This is a genomic window from Pseudomonas sp. NBRC 100443 (assembly GCF_030268185.1).
Lineage (GTDB): Bacteria > Pseudomonadota > Gammaproteobacteria > Pseudomonadales > Pseudomonadaceae > Pseudomonas > Pseudomonas citronellolis.
Genome location: NZ_BSQE01000005.1, coordinates 57,041 through 80,273 on the forward strand (window position 1 = coordinate 57,041; position 23,233 = coordinate 80,273).

General features: G+C 67.7%; 20 protein-coding genes. 10 read left to right on the top strand and 10 right to left on the bottom strand.

Annotated features, from left to right (window positions below):
- Window positions 1-98: 98 nt before the first annotated feature.
- Entirely contained in the window at window positions 99-581 is a 483-nt protein-coding gene (locus QSJ95_RS08020; RefSeq protein WP_285641418.1) for an Lrp/AsnC family transcriptional regulator, read from the top strand.
- Here QSJ95_RS08020 and QSJ95_RS08025 read toward each other — a convergent pair.
- From QSJ95_RS08025 to QSJ95_RS08035, 3 genes are read right to left on the bottom strand one after another with little or no spacing between them, the layout of a single operon-like run.
- The gene (locus QSJ95_RS08025) at window positions 578-1,498 is read right to left on the bottom strand and encodes a 5-oxoprolinase subunit C family protein (protein WP_285641420.1); all 921 of its coding nucleotides are present in this window, start codon (window positions 1,496-1,498) and stop codon (window positions 578-580) included. The two genes, QSJ95_RS08020 and QSJ95_RS08025, sit on opposite strands and share 4 nt — an antisense overlap.
- Complete coding sequence (gene pxpB / locus QSJ95_RS08030; protein ID WP_285641423.1) at window positions 1,495-2,172, bottom strand: 5-oxoprolinase subunit PxpB; 678 nt, start codon at window positions 2,170-2,172, stop codon at window positions 1,495-1,497. The genes QSJ95_RS08025 and pxpB overlap by 4 nt, the downstream gene beginning before the upstream one ends.
- The gene (locus QSJ95_RS08035) at window positions 2,169-2,924 is read right to left on the bottom strand and encodes a 5-oxoprolinase subunit PxpA (RefSeq protein ID WP_058488578.1); all 756 of its coding nucleotides are present in this window, start codon (window positions 2,922-2,924) and stop codon (window positions 2,169-2,171) included. The genes pxpB and QSJ95_RS08035 overlap by 4 nt, the downstream gene beginning before the upstream one ends.
- Before the next feature lie 144 nt (window positions 2,925-3,068).
- Between QSJ95_RS08035 and lpxO the strand changes: the two genes are divergently transcribed.
- A complete protein-coding gene (lpxO, locus tag QSJ95_RS08040) occupies window positions 3,069-3,968 on the top strand; it encodes a lipid A hydroxylase LpxO (RefSeq protein ID WP_043315260.1) in 900 nt (299 codons plus the stop codon).
- Between the two features lie 68 nt (window positions 3,969-4,036).
- On the opposite strand, the gene QSJ95_RS08045 is transcribed toward lpxO, so the two are convergent.
- Window positions 4,037-6,580: a PepSY domain-containing protein gene (locus QSJ95_RS08045; RefSeq protein ID WP_285641844.1), complete on the bottom strand. Its 2,544-nt coding sequence runs from the start codon at window positions 6,578-6,580 to the stop codon at window positions 4,037-4,039.
- A 90-nt stretch (window positions 6,581-6,670) separates the two neighbouring features.
- Window positions 6,671-8,920, bottom strand: coding sequence for a TonB-dependent receptor (locus tag QSJ95_RS08050; protein ID WP_285641429.1), 2,250 nt, complete (start codon window positions 8,918-8,920; stop codon window positions 6,671-6,673).
- Window positions 8,921-9,123: 203 nt separating this feature from the next.
- On the opposite strand from QSJ95_RS08050, the gene QSJ95_RS08055 reads away from it, so the two are divergent.
- The 3 genes from QSJ95_RS08055 to QSJ95_RS08065 all read left to right on the top strand — a co-directional run bounded on the left by QSJ95_RS08055 (window position 9,124) and on the right by QSJ95_RS08065 (window position 12,506).
- Window positions 9,124-9,804, top strand: a complete 681-nt coding sequence (locus QSJ95_RS08055) for a Fe2+-dependent dioxygenase (protein ID WP_069861899.1) — start codon at window positions 9,124-9,126, stop codon at window positions 9,802-9,804.
- A gap of 1 nt (window position 9,805) precedes the next feature.
- The gene (locus tag QSJ95_RS08060) at window positions 9,806-10,600 is read left to right on the top strand and encodes a tetratricopeptide repeat protein (protein WP_285641433.1); all 795 of its coding nucleotides are present in this window, start codon (window positions 9,806-9,808) and stop codon (window positions 10,598-10,600) included.
- Between the two features lie 115 nt (window positions 10,601-10,715).
- Window positions 10,716-12,506, top strand: a complete 1,791-nt coding sequence (locus QSJ95_RS08065) for a phosphoethanolamine transferase CptA (protein WP_285641435.1) — start codon at window positions 10,716-10,718, stop codon at window positions 12,504-12,506.
- A gap of 614 nt (window positions 12,507-13,120) precedes the next feature.
- On the opposite strand, the gene QSJ95_RS08070 is transcribed toward QSJ95_RS08065, so the two are convergent.
- The gene (locus tag QSJ95_RS08070) at window positions 13,121-14,284 is read right to left on the bottom strand and encodes a type III PLP-dependent enzyme (RefSeq protein ID WP_058071454.1); all 1,164 of its coding nucleotides are present in this window, start codon (window positions 14,282-14,284) and stop codon (window positions 13,121-13,123) included.
- Window positions 14,285-15,022: 738 nt separating this feature from the next.
- Here QSJ95_RS08070 and QSJ95_RS08075 point away from each other — a divergent pair.
- From QSJ95_RS08075 to QSJ95_RS08090, 4 genes are all read left to right on the top strand, one after another.
- A complete protein-coding gene (locus QSJ95_RS08075) occupies window positions 15,023-16,294 on the top strand; it encodes a cation:proton antiporter (protein WP_285641438.1) in 1,272 nt (423 codons plus the stop codon).
- Window positions 16,295-16,383: 89 nt separating this feature from the next.
- Complete coding sequence (locus tag QSJ95_RS08080; RefSeq protein ID WP_009617700.1) at window positions 16,384-16,761, top strand: type II toxin-antitoxin system RelE/ParE family toxin; 378 nt, start codon at window positions 16,384-16,386, stop codon at window positions 16,759-16,761.
- Window positions 16,745-17,074, top strand: coding sequence for an XRE family transcriptional regulator (locus QSJ95_RS08085; protein ID WP_285641440.1), 330 nt, complete (start codon window positions 16,745-16,747; stop codon window positions 17,072-17,074). The genes QSJ95_RS08080 and QSJ95_RS08085 overlap by 17 nt, the downstream gene beginning before the upstream one ends.
- A 178-nt stretch (window positions 17,075-17,252) precedes the next feature.
- Window positions 17,253-18,842, top strand: a complete 1,590-nt coding sequence (locus tag QSJ95_RS08090) for a peptide chain release factor 3 (RefSeq protein ID WP_285641442.1) — start codon at window positions 17,253-17,255, stop codon at window positions 18,840-18,842.
- A 332-nt stretch (window positions 18,843-19,174) separates the two neighbouring features.
- On the opposite strand, the gene QSJ95_RS08095 is transcribed toward QSJ95_RS08090, so the two are convergent.
- The gene (locus QSJ95_RS08095; protein WP_285641444.1) at window positions 19,175-20,188 is read right to left on the bottom strand and encodes a M14 family metallopeptidase; all 1,014 of its coding nucleotides are present in this window, start codon (window positions 20,186-20,188) and stop codon (window positions 19,175-19,177) included.
- Window positions 20,189-20,292: 104 nt separating this feature from the next.
- Between QSJ95_RS08095 and QSJ95_RS08100 the strand changes: the two genes are divergently transcribed.
- The gene (locus QSJ95_RS08100; protein ID WP_064582025.1) at window positions 20,293-20,916 is read left to right on the top strand and encodes a TetR/AcrR family transcriptional regulator; all 624 of its coding nucleotides are present in this window, start codon (window positions 20,293-20,295) and stop codon (window positions 20,914-20,916) included.
- Here QSJ95_RS08100 and QSJ95_RS08105 read toward each other — a convergent pair.
- The 3 genes from QSJ95_RS08105 to QSJ95_RS08115 are packed head-to-tail and all read right to left on the bottom strand — an operon-like array spanning window position 20,913 to window position 23,223.
- Window positions 20,913-21,662 (bottom strand): ABC transporter permease, encoded by a 750-nt coding sequence (locus tag QSJ95_RS08105; protein WP_285641447.1) that lies wholly within the window; start codon window positions 21,660-21,662, stop codon window positions 20,913-20,915. The two genes, QSJ95_RS08100 and QSJ95_RS08105, sit on opposite strands and share 4 nt — an antisense overlap.
- Before the next feature lie 10 nt (window positions 21,663-21,672).
- The gene (locus QSJ95_RS08110; protein ID WP_009617684.1) at window positions 21,673-22,383 is read right to left on the bottom strand and encodes an ABC transporter permease; all 711 of its coding nucleotides are present in this window, start codon (window positions 22,381-22,383) and stop codon (window positions 21,673-21,675) included.
- 51 nt (window positions 22,384-22,434) lie between these two features.
- Window positions 22,435-23,223, bottom strand: a complete 789-nt coding sequence (locus QSJ95_RS08115) for a transporter substrate-binding domain-containing protein (protein ID WP_058488568.1) — start codon at window positions 23,221-23,223, stop codon at window positions 22,435-22,437.
- Window positions 23,224-23,233 lie beyond the last annotated feature (10 nt).

Here is a 23,233-nt window from a genome sequence, read left to right on the forward strand (position 1 = left end):
TATGCCCGAAGGCCAGGGCAGGTGCTTGCGTATTCGGCTTGCCAGTCCATCTGGTTTTGGCATGATCTGCCAATCCAAATCCTGAAAGCTGGCCAGATATGCCAAACCACAAACTGGACGCCTACGACCACCGCATCCTCGCCGCCCTGCAACGCGACGGCCGCCTGAGCAACGTGCAACTGGCCGAGGCCATCGGCCTGTCGCCCTCCCCCTGCCTGCGCCGCGTGCGCCTGCTGGAAGAGGCCGGGGTGATCCGCCGCTACGGCGCCGACCTGGACCGCGACCAGATCGGCCTGGGTCTGACGGTGTTCGTCGGGATCAAGGTGGAGCGTCACCACGAGGAGCAGGCCGAAGCCTTCCGCCGCGCGGTGGTCGACCTGCCCGAGGTGATCTCGGTGCACCTGGTCTCCGGCGAAGCGGACTTCCTCCTGCAAGTGGTGGTGCCGGACCTGCGCGCCTACGAGCACTTCCTCACCAGCACCCTGCTGAAGCTGCCGGGGGTGAGCGACATCCGCAGCAACTTCGCCATCAGCACCCTCAAGGAATCGGCGCCGCTGCCCTTGCAGCACCTGCCCCGCTAGCCGCGGAAGAAACGGTAGAAGCGCCGCAGTTCATCCTGCGCTACTTCCAGCGTCGTCTCGGCGAAGCGCACCTCGGCGTGGGCCGGGCACTGCGCCAGGCGGCCCAGGTCCAGGGGGTGGACGAAGCCGAGCAGCGGGTAGCCGCCCATGCTCTGGTGGTCGGCCTGCAGGACGATGGGCTGGCCATCCGGCGGCACCTGGATGGCGCCGCGGACCATGCCCAGCGACCACTGCCGGCGGGGTGCGCGGATCGGCTCGCCGTGCAGGCGCGCGCCCATGCGGTCGGATTGCGGGCTGAGTTGCCAGGTGCGCTCGAAGAAGGCCGCGCGCTGCTCCGGCTCGAAGACGTCGCCGCCGGGCAGCACGCGCAGCACCGGCGTCTCGCGGTAGTCCGGCACGTAGGGCCAGGGCACACTGGCGCCGCGCCCGAAGGCTTCGCCGCTAGCCGCGCAAGGCAGCAGGTCGTCCTCCTCCAGCGCCCGGCCGTCGCCGTGCAGGCCGCCCAGGCCCTCGCGGCGCTGGGTGGCGACGCTGCCCAGCACGGGTTCGACGCGGAAGCCGCCCGCCACCGCCAGGTAGGCGCGCTGGCCGCTGGCGGCGAAGCCCAGTTCCAGTTCCTGCCCGGTGCGCAGGGCGAAGCGCGACCAGCCAGGGCGCGCTTCGCCGTCCACGCGGATCGGCACTTGCGCACCGCACAGCGCCAACCAGCAGTCCGCTTCGGCCCGCAGGCGCAGGCCGCCGAGGGCCACCTCCAGCAGCGGCGTGCCCCAGGCGTTGCCCAGCAGATGGTTGGCCCAAGCCGCGGCATGGATATCCACAGGCCCGCCGGTGGAAACACCGAGGTGCTGCCAGCCCTGGCGGCCGGCATCCTGCAGCAGGCTCAGCGGGCCGGCATTGAGCACCCGCAGGCCGCTCATGAGCGACCTCCGGCGCGGCGGAAGGCAGCCTCGTCGATGGGCAGGAAACGCACCCGGTCGCCCACCGCCAGCGGGCACGGCGGCTCCTGGTGTGGGTCGAACAGGCGCTGCGCGGTGAGCCCCAGCAGGTGCCAGCCGCCCGGCGAGGCCTGTGGATAGACCGCGGTCTGCCGCTCGGCGATGGCCAGGCTGCCGGCCGCCACGCGGGTGCGCGGGTTGGCCCGGCGCGGCAGGGCCAGGCGCTCGTCCAGCTCGCCGAGGTAGGCGAAGCCCGGGGCGAAACCGATGGCGCCGACGCGGTACTCGCGGGCGCTGTGCAGTTCGATCACCTGGTCCCGCCGCAGGCCGCAGCGCCGGGCCACCTCGTCGAGGTCCTCGCCGGCGTACCACACGCCGATTTCATGCAGGCGCCCGGCGGCGTCGCTCGGCTCGGGGCCGGGCCAGTCCGCCAGCAACGGCGCCAGGCGGCGCTGCAGGTCGAGGGGCTCGGTGCGGCGCAGATCATAGTGCAGCAGCAGCGTGGTCCAGCCCGGCACCAGGTCGGTCAGCACCTCGCCCAGGGCTGCGCGCAGGCGTTCGGCCAGGGCGGCGATGCGCAGCGGCAGGTGCGCGTCCGGGCGTTCGGCCAGGGTCAGCAGCAGGGCTTCGGCGCCGAAGGGCTCGACGCGGATCATGCGGCGTCCAGCAGGCCACGCAGGCGCCGCAGCACCGCCAGGGATTCGGGGTTGTCGCCGTGCACGCAAAGGCTGTCGGCGCGCAGCCGCAGGGGGTTGCCGTCGATGTCCGGGAAGGGCTCGCCACGGGCGATGGCCAAGGCCTGGTCGAGGATGCGCTGCGGCTCGTGGTGCACCGCGCCGGCCAGGCGCCGCGGGGCCAGCTGGCCGTCGGGCAGGTAGGCGCGGTCGGCGAAGGCCTCGAACATCAGCGGTACGTCGGCAGCGTCGGCCAGGGCCAGTTCGCGGCGGTTGTCGGCCAGGGCCAGGACCATCAGCGGCAGGCCCTTGCGGTAGGCCGCGCAGGCATCGAGCACCGCCGCCAGCAGGGCGTCGTCGCGCACCAGGTCGTTGTACAGCGCGCCGTGGGGCTTCACATAGTCGACGCGGGTGCCGGCGGCACGGCAGAAGGCGTCCAGCGCGCCCACCTGGTACAGCACCAGGGCCTGCACCTCTTCCGGCGAACAGCTCAGATGGCGGCGGCCGAAGCCGGCCAGGTCGGGGTAGGACGGGTGCGCGCCTATGCTCACGCCCTGCTCCAGCGCCAGGCGCACGGTGCGCTGGATGGTCAGCGGGTCGCCGGCGTGGAAGCCGCAGGCCAGGTTGGCCTGGTCGATCAGCGGCATGGCGTGGACGTCGTCGCCCATGCGCCAGGCGCCGTAGCTTTCCCCCATGTCGCAGTTGAGCAGGATGCGAGTTGACTGATCGGTCATGATACTGCCTCGACTTCGCCGGCGAGTTTCGGAAACATCCCTAGGTTAAACCAGAGGGCCATCATTTAGTCTTAGGAATATTCAGTAACGATTCAGGGGAGTAATATCCTCCGCTTCCTCCCGCCGAAAGCCATCGACTCGAAGATGAAAGCCCTGATCCTGGCTGCCTACGCGGCCTGCATCGCCTATGTGCACGTGCGCGGCAAGGTCCGCCACAAGCTGTCCCGGCAGCTGAGCGACCACTCCAGCTTCCTCGCTCCGCTGAACTGCTTCATGTACCTGTTCTCCAGGGTGCCCAATACGCCGTACCTGACGCCCAACGCCTTCCCGGAGATGCAGAAGCTCACCGACAACTGGGAAGTCATCCGCGCCGAAGCCCTGCGCCTGCGCGAGGCCGGCAGCATCAAGCGCTCCGAGCAGTACAACGACGTCGGCTTCAACTCCTTCTTCAAGACCGGCTGGAAGCGCTTCTACCTGAAGTGGTACGACGACGCCCACCCCTCGGCCGACGTGGTCTGCCCGCAGACCACCGCGCTGCTGCGGGAAATCCCCTCGGTGAAGGCGGCGATGTTCGCCGAGCTGCCGCCGGGCTCGCGCCTGGTGCGCCACCGCGACCCCTACGCCGGCTCGCTGCGCTACCACCTGGGGCTGTTCACGCCGAACGACGAAGGCTGCTTCATCGAGGTGGACGGCCAGCGCTACTCGTGGAAGGACGGCGAGGCCGTGGTGTTCGACGAGACCTACATCCACTACGCCGAGAACACCACCGAGCATGACCGGGTGATCCTCTTCTGCGACGTCGAGCGGCCGCTGAAGTACCGCTGGGCGCAGGCCTTCAACCGCTGGTTCAGCCGCAACGTGATGGCCGCCGCCGCCTCGCCCAACGACGACGGCGACAAGACCGGCGGCATCAACCGCGCCTTCGGCACGCTGTACAAGATCCGCCTGCAGGGCAAGGCGTTGAAGAAGCGCAACCGCAAGCTGTACTACCTGCAGAAGTGGGCGTTCTTCGGGGCGATCCTGGCGTTCATTCTCTGGGTTTGAAGAGCCGCTGGAGGCTAGAGGCTGAAGGCTGGAGGTAAGAGCCTTTCCGCCTTCAGCCTTCAGCCTCTTTAATAAACATCCCGCCGATAGCGCCCTTCTTCCAGCAACGCTTCCACCGCCAGGTCGCCCAGCGCTTCGCGCAGCACCGCGTCCACGCCGCCGGCCATGCCTTCCAGGCTGCCGCAGACGTAGATCGCCGCGCCCTCTTCCAGCCACTGCCGCAACTCCTCAGCGCGTTCGCGCAGCACGTCCTGCACGTAGACCTTGCTCGCCTGGTCGCGGGAGAAGGCCACGTCCAGGCGCTGGAGTTCGCCGCTCAGCAGGTAGCCTTCCAGCTCTTCGCGGCAGTAGAAGTCGTGCTCGCGGTTGCGTTCGCCGAACAGCAGCCAGTTGCGCCGGCGGCCCGCGCCTATGCTGGCGCGCAGCAGCGAGCGCAGGCCGGCCAGGCCGGTGCCGTTGCCGATCAGGATCAGCGGGCGGTCTTCCTCCGGCAGGTGGAAGCCGGCGTTGCGGCGCAGGCGCAGGGCCAGGCCGGCGCCGGGTTGCAGGTATTCGGTGAGCCAGCCGGAGCCCACGCCCAGGCTGCCGTCGGGGCGGCGTTCCTGGCGCACGATCAGTTCCAGGGCGCCGTCGCTGGGCAGCGAGGCGATGGAGTATTCCCGCGCCGCCAGCGGCACCAGGGCGTCCAGCACGGCCTGTGGGTGCAGGCCGACCAGGTGGCCGAGGGAGGCCGGCAGCTCGCGCCCGGTCAGGGCTTCGGCCAGGCCCACGCGGCCGCCGTCGACCTCGACGCAAGCCATGCTGTCCACCCCCAGCCGCGCCAGCCAGGCCAGCACGCGTTCGCGCGGGTGCTGCGGAAGGATTTCCACCAGGTCGCCGGCGCGCCAGTCGGCGCTGCTGCCGGCCGGCGCCTGCAGGCGCAGCAGCCAGGTGGACTGGCCCTGGCTGCCGGGGTTCAGGTGCTCGCGGGCGGCCAGGCTCCACAGCTCGTATTGCGGCGCGGCGAAGGGCGTCGGCGCGGTCACGCCGGTCAGTTGCGCCAGGTGTTGCTGCCACTCGCGCAGGGCGGCGGCGTCGCCGTTGTCCACTTCCACGCCGTCGAACAGCGGTTGCGCGCCCTGCCCTTGCAGCCAGCCCTGCATCCGCCGGGCGAAGCCGCAGAAGGCCTGGTACTGGCGGTCGCCCAGGGCGAGCATGGCGAAGCGCAGCTGGCCGAGGCCGGCGGCTTCGCCGAGCAGCTTGCGCTCGAAGCCGCGGGCGCTGTCCGGGGCCTCGCCGTCGCCGAAGGTGCTGACCACGAAGAGCGCGTTGCGCGTCTGCTCCAGTTGCTGGCGGTCCAGGCGCGCCAGGGGCTCGACGCGCACCGCCAGGCCCGCGGCCTGCAGCTGCCCGGCGCTCTGCCAGGCCAGTTGCTCGGCGAAACCGCTCTGGCTGGCGTAGCCCACCAGCCAGGCATCGGCGCCGCCGGCGCCAGCCAGTTCGACGCGGGCGGCCTGGGCGGCCTTCTTCTTGCGCCGGCGGTCGAGGTAGAGCAGCCAGCCGGTGACGAAGAACAGCGGCATGGCCAGGCTCGCCAGCATCATCAGGATGCGCCCGGGCATACCGAAGTAGCTGCCCACGTGCAGGGCGTAGACGCTGGTCAGCAGCTGTTTGCCGAAGCTGCTGTCGGCGTAGCGCTTGTCGCCCAGCAGGCGGCCGCTTTTCGGGTCGATGCGCATTTCGTTGAAGGCGCGTTCGTGGGCGGCGTCGTCCAGGCGGTAGAACACCGTGGCCGGCTGCCCGCCCACCGGCGGCAGGCGCAGGTTGTAGGCCTCAAGACCAGGGCCGGCGGTGCTGCGCAGGGTGTTCCACAGGGCTGTGTAATCCACTTCCAGCGGCGGCCCCTTGGGCGCTTCGCCGCCACGGCCACCGCGGCCGCCCTGGCGCTGCTGGCCGGCCGGGGCGTCGTCGAGCAGCTTGAACAGCGCGCCGCGGTACCAGTCGTAGGACCAGTACAGGCCGGTCAGCGAGGCCAGCAGGTAGAAGGCCAGGCACCAGGTGCCGGCCACGGCGTGCAGGTCCCAGTTGAAGGCGCGGCCCTTCTTGCGCCAGTCCAGGGCCAGCCAGGCGCGCCAGCTCAGGGTCTTGCGCGGCCAGCGCAGGTACAAGCCGGAGAGGCAGAAATAGATGAGGATCAGGGTGCAGGCCGCGGTCACCTGCTTGCCGAACTCGCCCAGGGCCAGGAAGCGGTGCAGCTGCATGATGAACATGAACAAGCCTTCCCCGGACGGCGCCGGCAGCGAGGCACCGGTGTAGGGGTCGACGTAGCGCGACTCGCCGCGGCGCTGGCCCGGCGGCGGGGTGAAGAAGATGCGCGCGGCCTCGTCGCCGTCGACCTTGGCCCAGACGAAGGACACCTTCTTGCCCGGCTCGGCGGACTCCACCCGCTGCACCAGTTCGTCCAGCGCCAGGGTGCCGCCGGGCTGCTCCTGCACCGTCAGGCTGGCAGGGTTGAAGGCGCGCAGCAGTTCGTCCTGGAACGACAGCGCCGCCCCGGTCACGCCCATCAGGGCCAGCACCAGGCCGGCGCTTATGCCGAAGAACCAGTGCAGCTGGAACCAGACTTTCTTCAACACCTTGCTCTCACCTCGGGCGCGGGGCGCCAAACAATAGAAAACCCCGCCCGAAGGAGCAACGGGCGGGGTGCACGGAAGGCCGTGCGATCAGAAGTGCAGGTTCACCCCCAGCAGCGCCGTGCGGCCCGGAGCCACGTGGGCCATGTGGGTGCTGTAGACCTGGTCGAAGTAACGCTTGTCGGTCAGGTTCTGCACGTTCAGCTGCAGGTCGACGTTCTTGCTCAGCTTGTAGCTGGCCATGGCGTCGTAGCGCCAGTAGGACGGGATGTAGGTCGAGTTGGCAGTGTTGCCGAACTGCTTGTCCACGTAGGTGGTGCCGCCGCCGATGGTCAGGTCCTGCAGCACCTCGTAGGTGGTCCACAGGGTGAAGTTGTTCGGTGCCACCTGCGGCATGCGGTTGCCTTCGTCGGACTTGGTGGTCGACTTGCGGATCTCGCTATCCAGGTAGGTGTAGCCGCCGAAGACCTTCCACTTGGGCGTCAGCTGGCCGCTGAAGCCCAGTTCCACGCCTTGTACGCGCTGTTCGCCGTCGAGCACCTGGAAGGAGCTGTTGTCCGGGTCGGCGACGCGGGCGTTGGTCTTGTCGGTGCGGAACACCGCGGCGTTCAGCGACAGCGCCTCGTCGAAGAAGTCCCACTTGGTGCCCAGCTCCAGGTTGCGGTTGCGTTCCGGGTCCAGGCTGGTGTTGGCCGCGCTGACTTCCTGGCCGCCTTCGCCTGCGGTCTCGCCGCTGGGGTTGCTGGAGGTGGACCAGGCCAGGTAGATGCTGCCGTTGGGCAGCGGCTTGTAGACCAGGCCGGTCTGGTAGTTCCAGAAGTGGGTGTTGCTCTCGCGCTTGAAGTTGCCCGGCGCCGAGCCGCGGCCGCCGGTGCTGTAGCCGCTGGACTCGGTGTCGAAGTCGTCGTAGCGCAGGCCCAGGTTCAGGTCCCACTGCTCGTTGAGCTTGAGGGTGTCGAACACGTAGACGGCCGAGGTCTTGGTATCGGTGTCGGTGTAGGCCTGGCTGTCGACGATGCTGCCGGTCCAGGGGTCCTTGGGCGTCGGGTTGGCCAGGCTGGTGCAGTCGCCGCTGGCCAGCAGGGCGGCGTTGCAGGTGTTGCCCGTGGCCCCCGGGGTCACCACGTAGGGGCGGTTGTGCACGTCCTCGTAGCTGAACTCCAGGCCGGTCACCAGGCTGTGCTGGATGCTGCCGGTGTCGAAGGTGGCCTTCAGGTCGGTCTGGTTGACCCAGCCCTTGGAGGTGGAATTGCGGTTCTTCGACGAGCGATAGACGTAGCCGTTGGCGACGTTGCCGCGGCTGTCGTCGGGGTTGCTGACCACGTAGTCGAGGGTGGTGCGGACCATGCGGAAGCTGTTGGACAGCGTCAGGTCGTCGTTGAGGTCGTGCTCGATGCGGAAGGTGCCGCTGTCGGTGGTGCTCTTGCGGTAGTCGCGGTGGGTCAGGCCGTAGAAGTTGTCGCGGTCGACCGAGGCCGGCTTGCTCGGGTTGTGCTTGCTGCGGTCGACGTTGGTCAGCGGCAGGCCGTAGTCCGGGATGTCGTCGGTGGCCAGGTGGTAGTAGGAGAAGGTCGCGCGGGTCGGGGTGTTGAAGCCGAAGGTGATGGTCGGCGCCACGCCCCAGCGGCTGACGCTGACGTCGTCGCGGCCGGCGACGTTGGCTTCGTGCTTCATCAGGTTCAGGCGGAAGGCCGCGTTGTCGCCCAGGGTGTGGTTGACGTCCAGGGTGGTGCGGTGGGTCTGGTCGGAACCGTAGGTGAAGCTGGCGTCGTTGAAGTCCTGCAGCTTGGCGGTCTTGCTCACCAGGTTCAGGCTGCCGCCGGTGGAGCCGGCGCCGGTGTAGGCCGAGCCCGGGCCCTTGCTGACTTCGATCTGCTCGATGTTGAACACTTCGCGGGTCTGCGAGGCGACGTCGCGCATGCCGTCGAGGAAGGTGTCGCTCTCGGCGTTGAAACCGCGGATGAACGGACGGTCGCCCGCCGGGTTGCCGCCCTCGCCGGCGCCGAAGGTGATGCCGGGCGTGGTGCGCAGGGCATCGACCAGGGTCAGGGCGCCGGTGTCCTTGATCACCTGCTGCGGGATCACGGTGACGGTCTTGGGCGTGTCGAGCAGCGGCGCGGTGTACTTCTGCGAGGCCGACTGCTGGACGTTGTAGGTTTCTTCGCCCTGCTGGCCGACGACGGTGTCGGCATCCAGCGACAGCACATCCTGTGCGGGCTTCTTCTCGGTGGACTCCGCCGCCTGGGCGAAGTGGCTGCCGGACATGGCGGTGATGGCCACACCGACGGCGGAGACCAGCAGGCGCGGAGCGCTGGTGGCTTCGACAGATTGACGCGACATCGAAAGTTCCCTCCCCAGGGACTTGCTGAAGGCGGCGCAATCTAGTGCAAAACGAGAATATGTATCAATTAGTAAATATTATCAGACGCACTTTATTTACAACATTTACATTTACCCCGTGCGACCGTTCGCCACCTCCGCTATACGCTGCAAATGCAAATGTCTATCATCGGCGTCGGATTTTCATTTGACCGAGCCCCGCCATGCTGCTGCACATTCCCGGCCTGTTCACCCGCGACGAGGTGACCCGCATCCGCACCGCCCTGGAGCAGGCCGAGTGGGGCGACGGCAAGGTCACCGCCGGCTACCAGTCGGCCAAGGCCAAGCACAACCTGCAGCTGGCCCAGGACCACCCGCTGGCCCGTGAGATTTCCGAGGCCATGCTGCTGCGCCTGTGGCAGAACCCGCTGTTCATGTCCGCGGCCCTGCCGCACAAGGTGTTCCCGCCGCTGTTCAACTGCTACACCGGCGGCGGCAGCTTCGACTTCCACATCGACAACGCCGTGCGCGACGTGCAGGGCGGCCGCGAGCGGGTGCGCACCGACCTCTCCTCCACCCTGTTCTTCAGCGACCCCGAGGACTACGACGGCGGCGAACTGGTCATCCAGGACACCTACGGCGAGCAGCGCGTGAAGCTGCCGGCCGGCGACCTGGTGCTCTACCCCGGCACCAGCCTGCACAAGGTCGAGCCGGTGACCCGCGGCGCGCGCTTCGCCTCGTTCTTCTGGACGCAGAGCCTGGTGCGCGAGGACAGCCAGCGCGCCCTGCTGTTCCAGATGGACCAGGCGATCCAGAAGCTCAGCGCCGACGTGCCGGAGCACCCGGCCCTGATCGAGCTGACCGGCACCTACCACAACCTGCTGCGGCGCTGGGTCGAGGTCTGACATGGCGTTCGTCCTGCGCCGGCGCGAAGAGCTCTCGGTGGAGCAATTGCGCGCCCGCCTGGCCAGCGACCCGCGCCAGGCCGCGGCGGCCATCCTCGAAGCCGCGCGCCAGGGCGACGTCGAGGCCCAGGCGCTGCTCGGGCAGATCCTCCTCGACGGCCAGGGCATCGAGCGCGACGCCGCGCTGGCGGTGACCTGGTTCCGCATCGCCGCCGAGCGCGGCCACGCCATGGCGCGCAACATGCTCGGGCGCTGCCTGGAGCACGGCTGGGGCGTGCCCGCCAACCCCGCCGAGGCGGCCGAACACTACGCCCGCGCGGCGGCGGTGGACCTCGACTGGGGCCTGTACAACCTGGCCAACCTGCTGGCCACCGGCCGCGGCGTGCCGCGCGACGCGGCCCATGCCCTGGCGCTGTACCGGCGCGCCGCCGACCTCGGCCACGCCAAGTCGATGAACCTGGTCGGCCGCCACTACGAGGAAGGCCTGTGCGTGCCGCGCGACCCCGAGCAGGCCCGCGAGTGGTACCGCCGCTCGGCGGTGGCCGGCGACTTCCGCGGCCAGTTCAGCCACGCCGCGGCGCTGGCCGAGCGGGGCGAGGTGGAGGACGCGCGCTACTGGCTGCTGCGCGCCCTGGAGGGCGGCAACCTGAACTTCCTGCGGGTGGCCCGCGAGCAGCTGGAACGGGCGCCGCAGCCGCAATTGCGCAGCCTGGCCCTGGCCTACTACCGGCGCGCCGCGGAACTCGGCGAGACGGCCGACGCCGATCTGTTCGCCGCGGCGCTCAAACGCCTGTAAGCGATTTCTTGACGTTTTTTTCACATACCCTTGCCCCGCCCTTCACACATGCCTCGCTAGGCTCGCAAGCCAACTGACCGCCCCACACGGGCGGCCCCTGCAAGACGAGGCAAGCGTGTCGACTGCAACCAACCCCTCCCGCCGCAAGGTGGACTGGGCCGGCCTGGGCTGGCTGCTGCTGTTCTTCTGGTACTTCTCCGGCGTCACCCAGGCGCTGATCCTGTTCAGCGGCACCACCGGCTTCGCCGGCTTCCGCGACGCCTTCTTCCTCAGCAGCCTGTGGCTGGCCCCGCCGTTGCTGCTGCCGCGCTTCACCCGCGGCCTGGCGGCGCTGATCGGCCTGGTGCTGTGGGCGGCCTCGCTGGTGGGCCTGAGCTACTTCGGCATCTACCACCAGGAGTTCTCGCAGAGCGTCATCTTCGTCATGTTCGAGTCGAACACGGCCGAGGCCGGCGAATACTTCAGCCAGTACTTCAGCACCTGGCTGTGCCTGGCGCTGCTGCTCTACACGGCGGTGGCGGTGCTGCTGTGGCGGCGCGTGCGCCCGCTGCGCATGCCGGCGCCGGCCCGGGTGGCCCTGGCCGTGCTGCTGGTGGCGGCGAACCTGGCCTACCCCTTCTACAAGCAGATGGTCAGCCAGGAGCGCAGCTTCGCCCAGGCCCTGGAGAAGGTGCAGCAGCGCATGGAGCCGGCGGTGCCCTGGCAACTGGTGGTGGGCTACGCGCAGTACCGCCAGCAGCTGGACAACATGCAGAAGCTGCTGCAGCGCAACGCCGCCCTGCCGCCGCTGAAGAACCTCAAGGATGGCAGCGGCGAGGCGCCGCGCACCCTGGTGCTGGTGCTGGGCGAATCCACCACCCGCGAGCACATGCACCTGTACGGCTACGACCGGCCGACCACGCCGAACCTCGACGCCCTGGCCGCCGGCGACCGCAACCTGACGGTGTTCAAGGACGTGGTCTCGCCGCGCCCCTACACCATCGAGGTGATGCAGCAGATCCTCACCTTCGGCGACGAGCAGCACCCGGACCGCTTCCTCACCGACCCGTCGCTGATCAACCTGATGAAACAGGCCGGCTACAAGACCTTCTGGATCACCAACCAGCAGACGATGACCAAGCGCAACACCATGCTCACCACCTTCTCGCAGCAGACGGACGAGCAGTTCTACCTGAACAACCAGCGCAACCAGAACGCCCGCCAGTACGACGACGTGGTCTTCGCGCCCTTCGAACAGGTGCTCAAGGACCCGGCGCCGAAGAAACTCATCGTGGTGCACCTGCTGGGCACCCACATGGACTACCGCTATCGCTACCCCAAGGCGTTCGCCCGCTTCAAGGACCGCCAGGGCGTGCCGGCCGGGCTCTCGGACGACCAGGCGGACACCTACAACGCCTACGACAACGCGGTGCTGCACAACGACTTCGTGGTCGCCAGCCTGATCAAGCGCTACGCCGCCAGCGAGCCGAACGGCTTCCTGGTGTACCTCTCCGACCATGGCGAGGAAGTCTTCAGCTCCGGCAAGCACGACCGCCTGGGGCGCAACGAGGGCGACCCGACACGGCCGATGTACACCATCCCCTTCCTGCTCTGGACCTCGCCGAGCTGGCAGCAGGCCCACCCGCGCGACCTGCAGGCGCTGAGCGGAAGGCCCTACAGCAGCTCGCACCTGATCCACACCCTGTCCGACCTGGCCGGCCTGAGCTACGACCGCTACGAGCCGGGCAAGAGCCTGGTCAACGAGCGCTTCGTGGCGGCACCCCGCTGGATCGGCGATCCCTACGCGAAGAACGGCCTGCATGAGTTCGACAAGCTGCCGCTGGATAACGCCATGGGCGACCAGCAACTGGCCAAGGCCGGCAAGGCGCCGGCTACCGCCCAGGCACGCCAGGCCAACGAGGGTTGAGCCGCGCGGGCCCTGCCCGCGAAATCGCGCGCAGGGCGCGCTCCTACATGGGTACGGTGTTGGGGCAATCTGCGAATCACGCCGATACGTCCGGCTATCGCGGACAAGGTCCGCTCCTACGCCCGTGCTTTCCTGGAACTGTAGGAGCGGGCCCTGCCCGCGATTTCGTGCGCATGACGTGCGTCCCGGGGATGGTGTGGGCGGGGCAGCGTAGCGGATCTCATCCGCGAATCGCGCCGACACCCCCGGCTATCGCGGACAAGGTCCGCTCCTACGCCCGTGCGTCCCTGGAACTGTAGGAGCGGGCCCTGCCCGCGATTTCGCGCGCAGGGCGCGCTCCTACATGGGAATGGCGTGGGTGGGGTCGCGTAGGAGCGGATCTCATCCGCGAATCGCGCCGATACCTCCGGCTATCGCGGACAGAGTCCGCTCTTACGTCCGTGCCATCCAGCCCGTAGGATGGGTTGAGCGAAGCGATACCCATCATCACCACCGCATGGGTTTCGCAAGCTCAACCCATCCTACGAAAAGCCCCTCGGCGCAGTCGGGAAGGCATTGGCCGGGACAAAAGAAAAAACCCCGCATCGGCGGGGTTTCTTCGGTTCAGCTACGGCTCAGATGTAGAAGGCCTTCAGCGGCGGGAAGCCGTTGAATTCCACCGCGCTGTAGCTGGTGGTGTAGGCGCCGGTGGACAGCCAGTAGAGGCGGTCGCCGGCGGCCAGGTTCAGCGGCAGGCCGTACTTGTAGTGCTCGTACATGATGTCGGCGCTGTCGCAGGTCGGGCCGGCGATCACCACTTCTTCCATCTCGCCCTTCTTCTCGGTCCAGATGGGGAACTTGATGGACTCGTCCATGGTTTCGATCAGGCCGGAGAACTTGCCCACGTCCGCGTACACCCAGCGCTCCACCGCGGTGCGCGACTTGCGCGCCACCAGCACCACTTCGCTGACCAGGATGCCGGCGTTGGCGATCAGCGAGCGGCCCGGCTCTAGGATGATTTCCGGCAGGTCGTCGCCGAAGTCTTCCTTGAGGAAGCGGATGATTTCCTCGGCGTAGGTTTCCAGGTCGTTGGTCTTGGCGATGTAGTTGGCCGGGAAGCCGCCGCCCATGTTGATCATCTTCAGCTCGATGCCATCTTCTTCCTTCAGGCGCTCGAAGATCACCTTGACCTTGGCGATGGCCGCATCCCACACGGAGATGTCACGCTGCTGCGAGCCGACGTGGAAGGAGATGCCGTAGGGCACCAGGCCCAGCTGGCGGGCGAGAATCAGCAGGTCCATGGCCATGTCGGTCTGGCAGCCGAACTTGCGCGACAGCGGCCAGTCGGCGGTGGTCGAACCCTCGGTGAGGATGCGCACGTAGACCTTCGAGCCCGGGGCGGCCTTGGCGATGTTGCGCAGGTCGGCCTCGGAGTCGGTGGCGAACAGGCGCACGCCCTTATCGAAGAAGTAGCGGATGTCCTTGGCTTTCTTGATGGTGTTGCCGTAGCTGATGCGCTCCGGGCCCACGCCGGTCTTCATCACCTTGTCCAGCTCGTAGATCGAGGCGATGTCGAAGTTCGAGCCCTTGTCGCGCAGCAGCTCGGTGATCTCGGTGGCCGGGTTGGCCTTGACCGCGTAGTACACCTTGGCGAACGGAAAGCAGTGGGTCAGCTGGTCGTAGGCGTCGGCGATGGTCTGTTTGTCGATGACGACGAAGGGGGTTTCCTGCTTGTCGGCAAATGCCTTCATACGCTGGAAGGTTTCAGGGGCGAAGTAATCCTCGACCTTGATGGACATGGTTGGGACTCCCAATGGCAAAACACATGGATACGTAGGGGTGAAGCTGAACGTCTAATCCGTTTCCCCACTTTGGTTCGCCTACTTCCCAAGGCATGTCGCCGAGGATCAGACCTTCGATGTTCCAGCGGCTACTGCAACCCTCTCATGGCTAGGCGCTTCGCCGCAGGCAGTAGTGGACCTACGGCAAGGCGGAGCAACAACGCCAGGAGAGGGTTGCGGGAGTCGCAGGGCACCAGAGGCGACCTCTCGTCGTCAGTACTTGAGCCGGATGGATCGTTTCCAGCATGGACGTTCGGGCGCGAACTTTAGGACCTGAAGTCCGTGAGTTCAACCAGAAATTGCCGCTTTGCCGAATCCCTTTGTCGCCTGGCCGGTTGACTGTTCTAGATACTCCACAAAATGCACGGAATACCGCACAGCACGGGCTTTCCAGGGGTTTCGGAACGTCCCGATCATCCCCCTTCTTTTTGACAGACCGGGGACAGCAACGAGGGTTCATCCGCAAGCAGTGCCGACCGACCACCGCCCCCTGACTTTGGAGAAAGTTCGCGCACCAGGCTCGGAAACCCGAACCACGGCTGGACCCCATACTCCCCGCCCCTGTCGGACGAAACCTCGGCGCTCGCCAATATGTCCGCCATATCCGGTTATCATCCGGTCTCTTTCCGCGTGCCCCCGACCCAGGGATAGGTCACTGGGGCCGGCCCACTTGCCTTGCCAAGGAGTACCTGCGACATGCTCGACCTCGCCGCGGCGTTCATCACGCTGACCACCCTGCTCACCTACGTGAACTACCGCTTCGTGCGGCTGCCGCCGACCATCGGCGTGATGGCCACGGCGCTGGTGTTCTCGCTCCTCGCCCAGGGCCTGTCGATGGCCGGCTACCCGGTGCTGGAGGTGGAGATGCAGCAGATCATCCGCCGCATCGACTTCTCCGAAGTGCTGATGACCTGGTTCCTGCCCGCGCTGCTGTTCGCCGGCGCCCTGCACGTGAACCTCGGCGACCTGCGCAACTACAAGTGGCCGATCGGCCTGCTGGCCACCTTCGGCGTGCTGATCGCCACCACGGTGATCGGCTACCTGGCCTACTACACCTTCGCCCTGTTCGGCTGGCACGTGGACTTCATCTATTGCCTACTGTTCGGCGCGCTCATCTCGCCCACCGACCCCATCGCCGTGCTCGGCATCCTGCGCTCGGCCGGCGCGCCCAAGCCGCTGGCCACCACCATCGTCGGCGAGTCGCTGTTCAACGACGGCACCGCGGTGGTGGTGTTCACCATCCTCCTGGGCATCCTCATGGCCGGCGAGACGCCGACCGTCTCGGCCACCGCCTGGCTGTTCCTGCAGGAAGCGGTGGGCGGCGTGCTGTTCGGCGCGGCGCTGGGCTACGGGGTGTTCCTGATGATGCGCGGCATCGATCAGTACCAGGTGGAAGTGATGCTGACCCTCGCCCTGGTCATCGGCGGCGCCGCCCTGGCCGCGCGCCTGCACGTGTCGGCGCCGATCGCCATGGTGGTGGCCGGGCTGATCATCGGCAACCAGGCGCGCCAGTACGCCATGTCCGACGAGACGCGGCGCTATATCGACAAGTTCTGGGAGCTGATCGACGAAATCCTCAACGCCCTGCTGTTCGCCCTGATCGGCCTGGAACTGCTGCTGTTGCCGTTCAACTGGCTGCACGTGGTGGCCGCCCTGGTCCTCGGCGGCGCGGTGCTGGCCTCGCGCCTGCTCACCGTGGCCCCGGCCATCCTGGTGCTGCGCCAGACCGAGGCCGGGCGCCGCCAGGTGCCCAGCGGGACCATCCGCATCCTGGTCTGGGGCGGTCTGCGCGGCGGCGTCTCGGTGGCCCTGGCGCTGTCGCTGCCGCTGGGCGAACAGCGCGACCTGATCCTCAGCCTGACCTACGTGGTGGTGCTGGTGTCCATCCTGCTCCAGGGCCTGTCCATCGGCCCGCTGGTGCGCACCCTCTACCGCGGCGCGGCGCCCGCGGCCGTGGAGGAACACTGACAGCCCTGCAAGGAAACGCGGAGCCGGCTTGAGGTGGGCGCCCTGAATTATACCCTTCAAGTAATATTCATTTAAGGATATATTCAACGATGAGGTGGCAGGTCGAATTTTGCGATGAATTCGAGCCGGAATTCGCGGCCATGGCCGAGGCCGTGCAGGATGAGCTGCTGGCCCAGCTCCAGGTGCTGGAGCGTTTCGGTCCGGAACTGGGGCGTCCGCAAGTGGATACCCTCAAGGGCTCGAAGCACGCCAACATGAAGGAACTGCGCTTCAGGGCCGATGACGGTGTCTGGCGCGTGGCCTTCGCGTTCGATCCGCAACGCAAGGCCGTGCTGCTCGTCGGTGGCGACAAGTCCGGCGGCAGCGAAAGGAAGTTCTACAAGGCTTTGATCATGAGCGCGGATGCCCGCTTCGACCGGCACCTGGTCGCTTTGCAGAAGGGGAAAGACAATGGCCAAGTCACTTGAGCAGGTTATGAAAGGGCTCCCCACGGCCCGCCGGCAGAAGATCGAACAGCGCGGCGCAGAGCTCATCGCCGAGCAGATGACGCTACAGGAACTGCGCAAGGCGCTGAACCTGACCCAGGAAGCCATGGCCGACCTCCTCGCCATCAAGCAGGGGAACGTCTCCAAGGTCGAGAAGCGCACCGACATGCTGATCTCGACCCTGCGTGAATATGTCGAAGCCATGGGTGGCACGCTGGAGCTGGTCGCCCGCCTGCCGGGGCGCCCTCCGGTCAAGCTCGAAGGTTTCCGCGACCTCCACGCCGAGCACGAATAGACAAGCGCCTCGCCCATCGCGGCATTCGCAACCGGCGAGCCCCCGCCCGGCTGCGCCCTCGGGCAATCCCGACCACCTTTTGTTACAATGCGCGGTTTCCTGCGCTGGCCCGAACAAACGGCCAGGGGCGCCTCTTCAGCTGTGTACACAGCAGCGTACACAATCGAGATCCAGAACGATGTCCGACAGCAAAATTGTCAATGAAGTGAAGGCCAGACGCACCTTCGCGATCATCTCCCACCCCGACGCCGGTAAGACCACCATCACCGAGAAGCTGCTGCTGATGGGCAAGGCCATCGCCGTCGCCGGCACCGTGAAGTCGCGCAAGTCCGACCGCCATGCGACCTCCGACTGGATGGAGATGGAGAAGCAGCGCGGCATCTCCATCACCACCTCGGTGATGCAGTTCCCCTACCGCGAGCACATGGTCAACCTGCTCGACACCCCCGGCCACGAAGACTTCTCCGAAGACACCTACCGCACCCTGACCGCGGTGGACTCGGCGCTGATGGTCCTCGACGGCGGTAAAGGCGTAGAGCCGCGGACCATCGCCCTGATGGAAGTCTGCCGCCTGCGCGACACGCCCATCGTCAGCTTCATCAACAAACTCGACCGCGACATCCGCGACCCCATCGAGCTGCTCGACGAGATCGAGGCGGTGCTGAAGATCAAGGCCGCACCCATCACCTGGCCGATCGGCTGCTACCGGGACTTCAAGGGCGTGTACCACCTGGCCGAGGACAAGATCATCGTCTACGTGCCCGGCCACGGCCACGAGCGCATCGAGACCCAGGTGATCGACAAGCTCGACTCCGACGAGGCCCGCGCGCACCTGGGCGACCTCTACGACAACTTCCTCGAAGAGCTGGAACTGGTGCAGGGCGCCTGCCACGAGTTCGACAAGGACGCCTTCCTCAAGGGCGAGATGACCCCGGTGTTCTTCGGTACCGCCCTGGGCAACTTCGGCGTCGACCAGGTGCTCGACTGCATCGTCGACTGGGCCCCGCAGCCGCTGGCGCGCGCTGCCCACGAGCGCATCGTCGAGCCCACCGAGGAGAAGTTCACAGGCTTCGTGTTCAAGATCCAGGCGAACATGGACCCGAAACACCGCGACCGCATCGCCTTCATGCGCATCTGCTCGGGCAAGTACGAGAAGGGCATGAAGATGCGCCACGTGCGCCTGGGCAAGGACGTGAAGATCGCCGACGCCCTGACCTTCTTCTCCAGCGAGCGCGAGCAGCTGGAAGAGGCCTACGCCGGCGACATCATCGGCCTGCACAACCACGGCACCATCCAGATCGGCGACACCTTCAGCGAAGGCGAGAACCTCGGCTTCACCGGCATCCCGCACTTCGCCCCGGAACTGTTCCGCCGCGTGCGCCTGAAGGACCCGCTGAAGTCCAAGCAACTGCGCCAGGGCCTGCAGGAACTGGCCGAGGAAGGCGCCACCCAGGTGTTCTTCCCCGAGCGCAACAACGACATCATCCTCGGCGCCGTGGGCGTGCTGCAGTTCGACGTGGTCGCCAGCCGCCTGAAGGAGGAATACAAGGTCGAGTGCGCCTACGAGCAGATCAACGTCTGGTCGGCCCGCTGGATCGAGTGCAAGGACGAGAAGAAGCTCAAGGAGTTCAAGGACAAGGCCTTCGAGAACCTCTCCGTGGACGGCGGCGGCCACCTCACCTACCTGGCCCCCACCCGGGTGAACCTGAGCCTGATGGAAGAGCGCTGGCCGGACATCACCTTCCGCGCCACGCGCGAGCATCACTGAGTTCGGTGCCTTCGTGAAAACGCCCGCCGTTGTGCGGGCGTTTTTGTTGGTGGCGGGGGCCTCCCGGGTGGGCCGGTATTCCGAATGAACTCCGCACCCTCTCCCCAGCCCTCTCCCTGAAGGGAGAGGGGGCCGTACGTGCAGGCAGATAGTCCGGTTTCATCCTGCACCATCTGCTTTTGCGCTGGCTTCGTAGAAGCGAATTCGAACAAGGGTGCAGGGTGGCACCTGACTTCCCACTCGCTCAGGACAGCCCCCTCTCCCTTCAGGGAGAGGGTTGGGGAGAGGGGACGGAACCAACCCCCGCACAACTCTTCCCACCTGACATCTCATCACGGATCCAACGCACCGGAGCTCCAGGTGGACGACGGCGCCGCCCCGGTAAATTTCGCCGCAATCGCCCCACGCGGGATCAGCCGGTCACGATAGCGGGTAACGAACAGCCCAGTCTGCGGCGCCCGCAGCACCACCTCGCTCCCGGCATCCCCCGGCCTCGCGACGATGCGGGCGAAGCGCTCGCCGGCCTGCACCACCTCACCCAACTCGCGCTCGAACACCAGCACCCCGGCCACCGGCGCAAACACCGTTTCCATGAAACCCATGGGCACCGCCACGCCTTGCCAGGCCGGCAGCTCCGCCGCTTCCTCGATCACCCCGCGCCCGCAGAGAAAGGCCCACAGCCCGTCAGCATCCTGCTGCGCCAGCGCGTCGCTGACGTCGCCCTGGCCGCGCAGTTCCAGCGTGGCCACCAGGCGCCCGTCGAAGCGATCCTCGGCCAGCCAGGGTTCGATCACCACTTCCTCGAAGGCGCCGTCGCTGTCGCCTTCCCAGATGATCGCCAGCTCGGCGCGCAGCGCCGCGGCCAGGTCCTGCGCCGCCGGCCACAAGCGTTCGTGGACGTAGAGGTATTGCAGCGCCTCGTCGTCGGTGTGCAGGTCGAGGACGATGTCCGCCGGCGCCGCCAGCGCGGCCAGCTGGCGCTGCCAGTCGCTGAGGTTGTCCAGCGTGCCCGTGGCTTTCGCCGAGGCCGGGAAGCCGCGGTTGAAGTTGCGCGCCGTCGCTTCGTGATGGCGGCCGAGAATCCGGCCCTGGCGGAACTGGCCGATGCCGAAGGGGTTGGCTTGCGGCACCAGCGTCACGCTGCCGTTGAGCCGCCCCTGCTCCGCCGCCTGGCGCAGCCTCGGCAGCAACTGGTGCAGCACCAGCATGCCGGCGATTTCGTCGGCGTGGACCCCGGCCTGCAGGTGCACCCGCGGCCCCGGCCGGCCGGCATCGATGCGCCAGGCCGGCACCGTCAATGGCGCGCCGGAATCCCCGCTCAGCCGCAGCGATACGTCTTCGATCATGCTTGCCTCCTCCCTCGTCGCGGGGCATGGCAAACTTGCCCGGCGCCCCCTAGTATCGATTCCACCCACCGCGCCCCGGCGCCCCGCACAAGGAACTCCCCCGCGTGGACAGCCCCCGCCAGAAAGCCCGCCGCGCCACGCCCGAGGAACGCCGCGAGGACCTGGTGCGCGCCTGCCTCAAGTGCCTGGTCGCCGATGGCCACGCCGGCATCTCGGTGCGGCGCATCGCCAGGGAAGCGGGGGTGGCCGTGGGCCTGGTCAACCACCACTTCGGCAGCATCGAGGCGCTGGTCGCCCAGGCCTACGAAAGCCTCGCCGCCGGCGTCACCCAGTCGCTGCGCGAGAGCGTCGCCGCCGCCGGCCCGAACCCCGCCGCGCGCCTGGACGCCTTCCTGGTCGGCTCCTTCGCCCCCGGCGTGCTCGACCCCGACCTGCTCAGCCCCTGGGTGGTGTTCTGGAGCCTCATCCGCCATTCCACGCCGGTCAACGACGCCCACGAGCGCGGCTACCGCGCCTACCTGCAATTGCTCGAAGGCCTGATCACCGACCTCGCCCGCAGCGAAGGCTTCGCCATCGCCAACCCGCGCCTGGCCTCCATCGGCCTGTCGGCCATGCTCGACGGCCTGTGGCTGGAGTGGTGCCTGAACCCCACCACCTTCAGCGCCGAGGACGGCCTGCAGCTCAGCCGCCACTGGGTCGAGGGCCTGCGCCGCGGCGCCTACGCCTAGACCTTCGCCTTGCGCCGCCAGAACACCCAGCCGGCGCGCGAACGCGGCGCGACGGACTCGCGGCGGACCGGCGTGGCGCGCTCCAGCAGGTTGAAACAGCCCTCGATGATGAACGTCAGGCACACGTAGATGGCCGCCACCAGCAGCAGCGGCTGGTACACCTGGAAGGTCTGCGCGCGCACCACGTTGGCCGCGCCCAGCAGGTCGACCACGGCGATGGTCGAGGCCAGCGCGGTGGACTTGAGCAGCAGCACCGTTTCCCCGGCCAGGGTCGGCAGCAGCAGGCGGATCGCCCGCGGCAGCCACACCCGGTAGAGCACCAGGCGGCGGTGCATGCCGAAGGCCGCGGCGGCCTCCAGCTCGCCGCGCGGCACGGCCTTGAGGCCGCCGCGCACCACTTCGCCGACATAGGCCCCCATCGACAGCACCAGCGCCAGCACTATGTACCAGTAGCCGTCGCGCAGGTACGGCCAGAGGAAGCTGCTGCGGATCGGCGGGTAGGTGGCGAACAGGCTGCCCAGGCCGTAGTAGCAGGTGTAGATCTGCACCAGCAGCGGCGTGCCGCGGATGACGCTGGTGAAGGCCAGGCTGGCCTTGGCCACGAACAGGTTGCGCGACATCCGCGCCAGCGCCACCAGCAGCGCCAGGGCGAAGCCGAGCACGGCGCTGAGCAGCAGCAGCGACAGGGTGGTGCCCAGGCCGCGCAGCAGCAGGCTGGCGTAGCTGAATATCCAGTGATCGCTCATCGCGCGCGCCTCATACCGCCGGTATCCAGCGGCGGAAACGCCGCTCGAGCCAGCCGGAGAACAGGTTGGAGAGCACCGTGAGCAGGTAGTACAGCGCCGCCGCGGTGAGGTAGAAGGTCAGGTAGTGGCGCGTCGAGCCGGCGGCCTGCTTGGCGGTGTAGAGCAGTTCGTTGGTGCCCACCACGCTGATCAGCGCGCTGTCCTTGATCAGGTTGACCCACAGGTTGGCCATCCCGGCCAGGGCGTTGGGCGCCATGATCGGCAGGGTGACGCGGCGGAACAGGCCGAAGCCGTGCATGCCGTAGGCCCGCGCCGCCTCGATCTGGCCGTAGGGGATGGCCTGGATGGCGCCGCGGAAGATTTCCGAGGCGTAGGCGCCCTGCACCAGGCCGAGCACGGCGATGGCGACCATGGTGCCGTTGAGCTTCACGTCGCCGTAGCCGAGCCAGGCGAACAGCTGGTTCAGGCCCATGGAGCCGACGTAGTACAGCAGCAGGATCAGCAGCAGCTCCGGCACCGCCCGGCACAGCGTGGTGTAGCCGCGCGCGGCGGCGGCCAGCGGGCGCGGGCCGTTGAGCTTGGCGCTGGCGGCGCCCAGGCCGATCAGCATGCCGACCAGGAAGGCGCCGAAGGAAATCTGCAGGGTGACCAGCAGCCCGCGCAGCAGCGCCGGCCCCCAGCCCTGGGCGCCGAAGCCGACGAGGTCGAGATAGGATTGCATGGCGAATTCCTCGAACCACGGCGCCGCCCGGGCAGGGGCGGCGCCGGCTCATCACTGCTGCTTGGGCGCGACGCTGAGGCCGAAGTACTTGTCCGACAGCGCCTTGTAGTCGTCGCTGGCCAGCAGCTTACCGATGGCCTCGTCGAGCCTGGCCTTCAGCGCGGTGTCGTCCTTGCGCAGGCCGGCGCCCACGCCGCGGCCGAACAGCGGGTCGTGGGGCACCTCGCCCTTGCTGACGATGCCCGCGGCCTTGGCGTCGGGGGAATCGAGGAAGGATTTCACGGCGATGCCGTCGGCCATCATCAGGTCGATGCGCCCGGCCACCAGGTCGGCGTTCACCGAGTCCTGGGTGTCGTAGTAGCGCACGTCGGCGATCTTCTCGTAGTACTTCTTCAGGTAGTTGGAGCTGACGGTGGAGATCTGCACGCCGATCACCTTGCCCTTCAGGCCCTCGGGGCTGATGGTGATGTCGCTGGCGGCCGGCGCGGCCACCGCCACCGGGGTGTCGTAGTAGGGCACGCTGAAGGCGATCTGCTTCTCGCGCTCGTCGGTGATGGACATGGAGTTGAAGATGACGTCGATCTTCTTCGCCATCAACGCCGGGATGATGCCGTCCCAGGCCACCTCGTCGATCTCGCACTGCGCCTTCATCTCGGCGCAGACCTTGTGGATCAGGTCCGGCTCGAAGCCGGTCCACTGGCCGTCCGGCTGCTTCACCGAGAACGGCGGGTAGGGCTCCGCCGCCAGGGCGAAGCGCAATGTCTCCGCCTGCGCGCTGGCCATGCCCGCCGCCAGCAATGCCGCACCCGCCAACCAACCGCAAAGACCCTGTCTGTTCATGATGCCCCTT

Excerpts from the sequence above, each read along its gene's own strand:
- QSJ95_RS08020 (WP_285641418.1), top strand. The coding sequence starts at position 99 with ATGCCAAACCACAAACTGGACGCCTACGACCACCGCATCCTCGCCGCC.
- QSJ95_RS08025 (WP_285641420.1), bottom strand. The coding sequence starts at position 1,498 with ATGAGCGGCCTGCGGGTGCTCAATGCCGGCCCGCTGAGCCTGCTGCAG.
- pxpB (WP_285641423.1), bottom strand. The coding sequence starts at position 2,172 with ATGATCCGCGTCGAGCCCTTCGGCGCCGAAGCCCTGCTGCTGACCCTG.
- QSJ95_RS08035 (WP_058488578.1), bottom strand. The coding sequence starts at position 2,924 with ATGACCGATCAGTCAACTCGCATCCTGCTCAACTGCGACATGGGGGAA.
- lpxO (WP_043315260.1), top strand. The coding sequence starts at position 3,069 with ATGAAAGCCCTGATCCTGGCTGCCTACGCGGCCTGCATCGCCTATGTG.
- QSJ95_RS08050 (WP_285641429.1), bottom strand. The coding sequence starts at position 8,920 with ATGTCGCGTCAATCTGTCGAAGCCACCAGCGCTCCGCGCCTGCTGGTC.
- QSJ95_RS08055 (WP_069861899.1), top strand. The coding sequence starts at position 9,124 with ATGCTGCTGCACATTCCCGGCCTGTTCACCCGCGACGAGGTGACCCGC.
- QSJ95_RS08060 (WP_285641433.1), top strand. The coding sequence starts at position 9,806 with ATGGCGTTCGTCCTGCGCCGGCGCGAAGAGCTCTCGGTGGAGCAATTG.
- QSJ95_RS08070 (WP_058071454.1), bottom strand. The coding sequence starts at position 14,284 with ATGTCCATCAAGGTCGAGGATTACTTCGCCCCTGAAACCTTCCAGCGT.
- QSJ95_RS08075 (WP_285641438.1), top strand. The coding sequence starts at position 15,023 with ATGCTCGACCTCGCCGCGGCGTTCATCACGCTGACCACCCTGCTCACC.
- QSJ95_RS08080 (WP_009617700.1), top strand. The coding sequence starts at position 16,384 with ATGAGGTGGCAGGTCGAATTTTGCGATGAATTCGAGCCGGAATTCGCG.
- QSJ95_RS08085 (WP_285641440.1), top strand. The coding sequence starts at position 16,745 with ATGGCCAAGTCACTTGAGCAGGTTATGAAAGGGCTCCCCACGGCCCGC.
- QSJ95_RS08090 (WP_285641442.1), top strand. The coding sequence starts at position 17,253 with ATGTCCGACAGCAAAATTGTCAATGAAGTGAAGGCCAGACGCACCTTC.
- QSJ95_RS08095 (WP_285641444.1), bottom strand. The coding sequence starts at position 20,188 with ATGATCGAAGACGTATCGCTGCGGCTGAGCGGGGATTCCGGCGCGCCA.
- QSJ95_RS08105 (WP_285641447.1), bottom strand. The coding sequence starts at position 21,662 with ATGAGCGATCACTGGATATTCAGCTACGCCAGCCTGCTGCTGCGCGGC.
- QSJ95_RS08110 (WP_009617684.1), bottom strand. The coding sequence starts at position 22,383 with ATGCAATCCTATCTCGACCTCGTCGGCTTCGGCGCCCAGGGCTGGGGG.
- QSJ95_RS08115 (WP_058488568.1), bottom strand. The coding sequence starts at position 23,223 with ATGAACAGACAGGGTCTTTGCGGTTGGTTGGCGGGTGCGGCATTGCTG.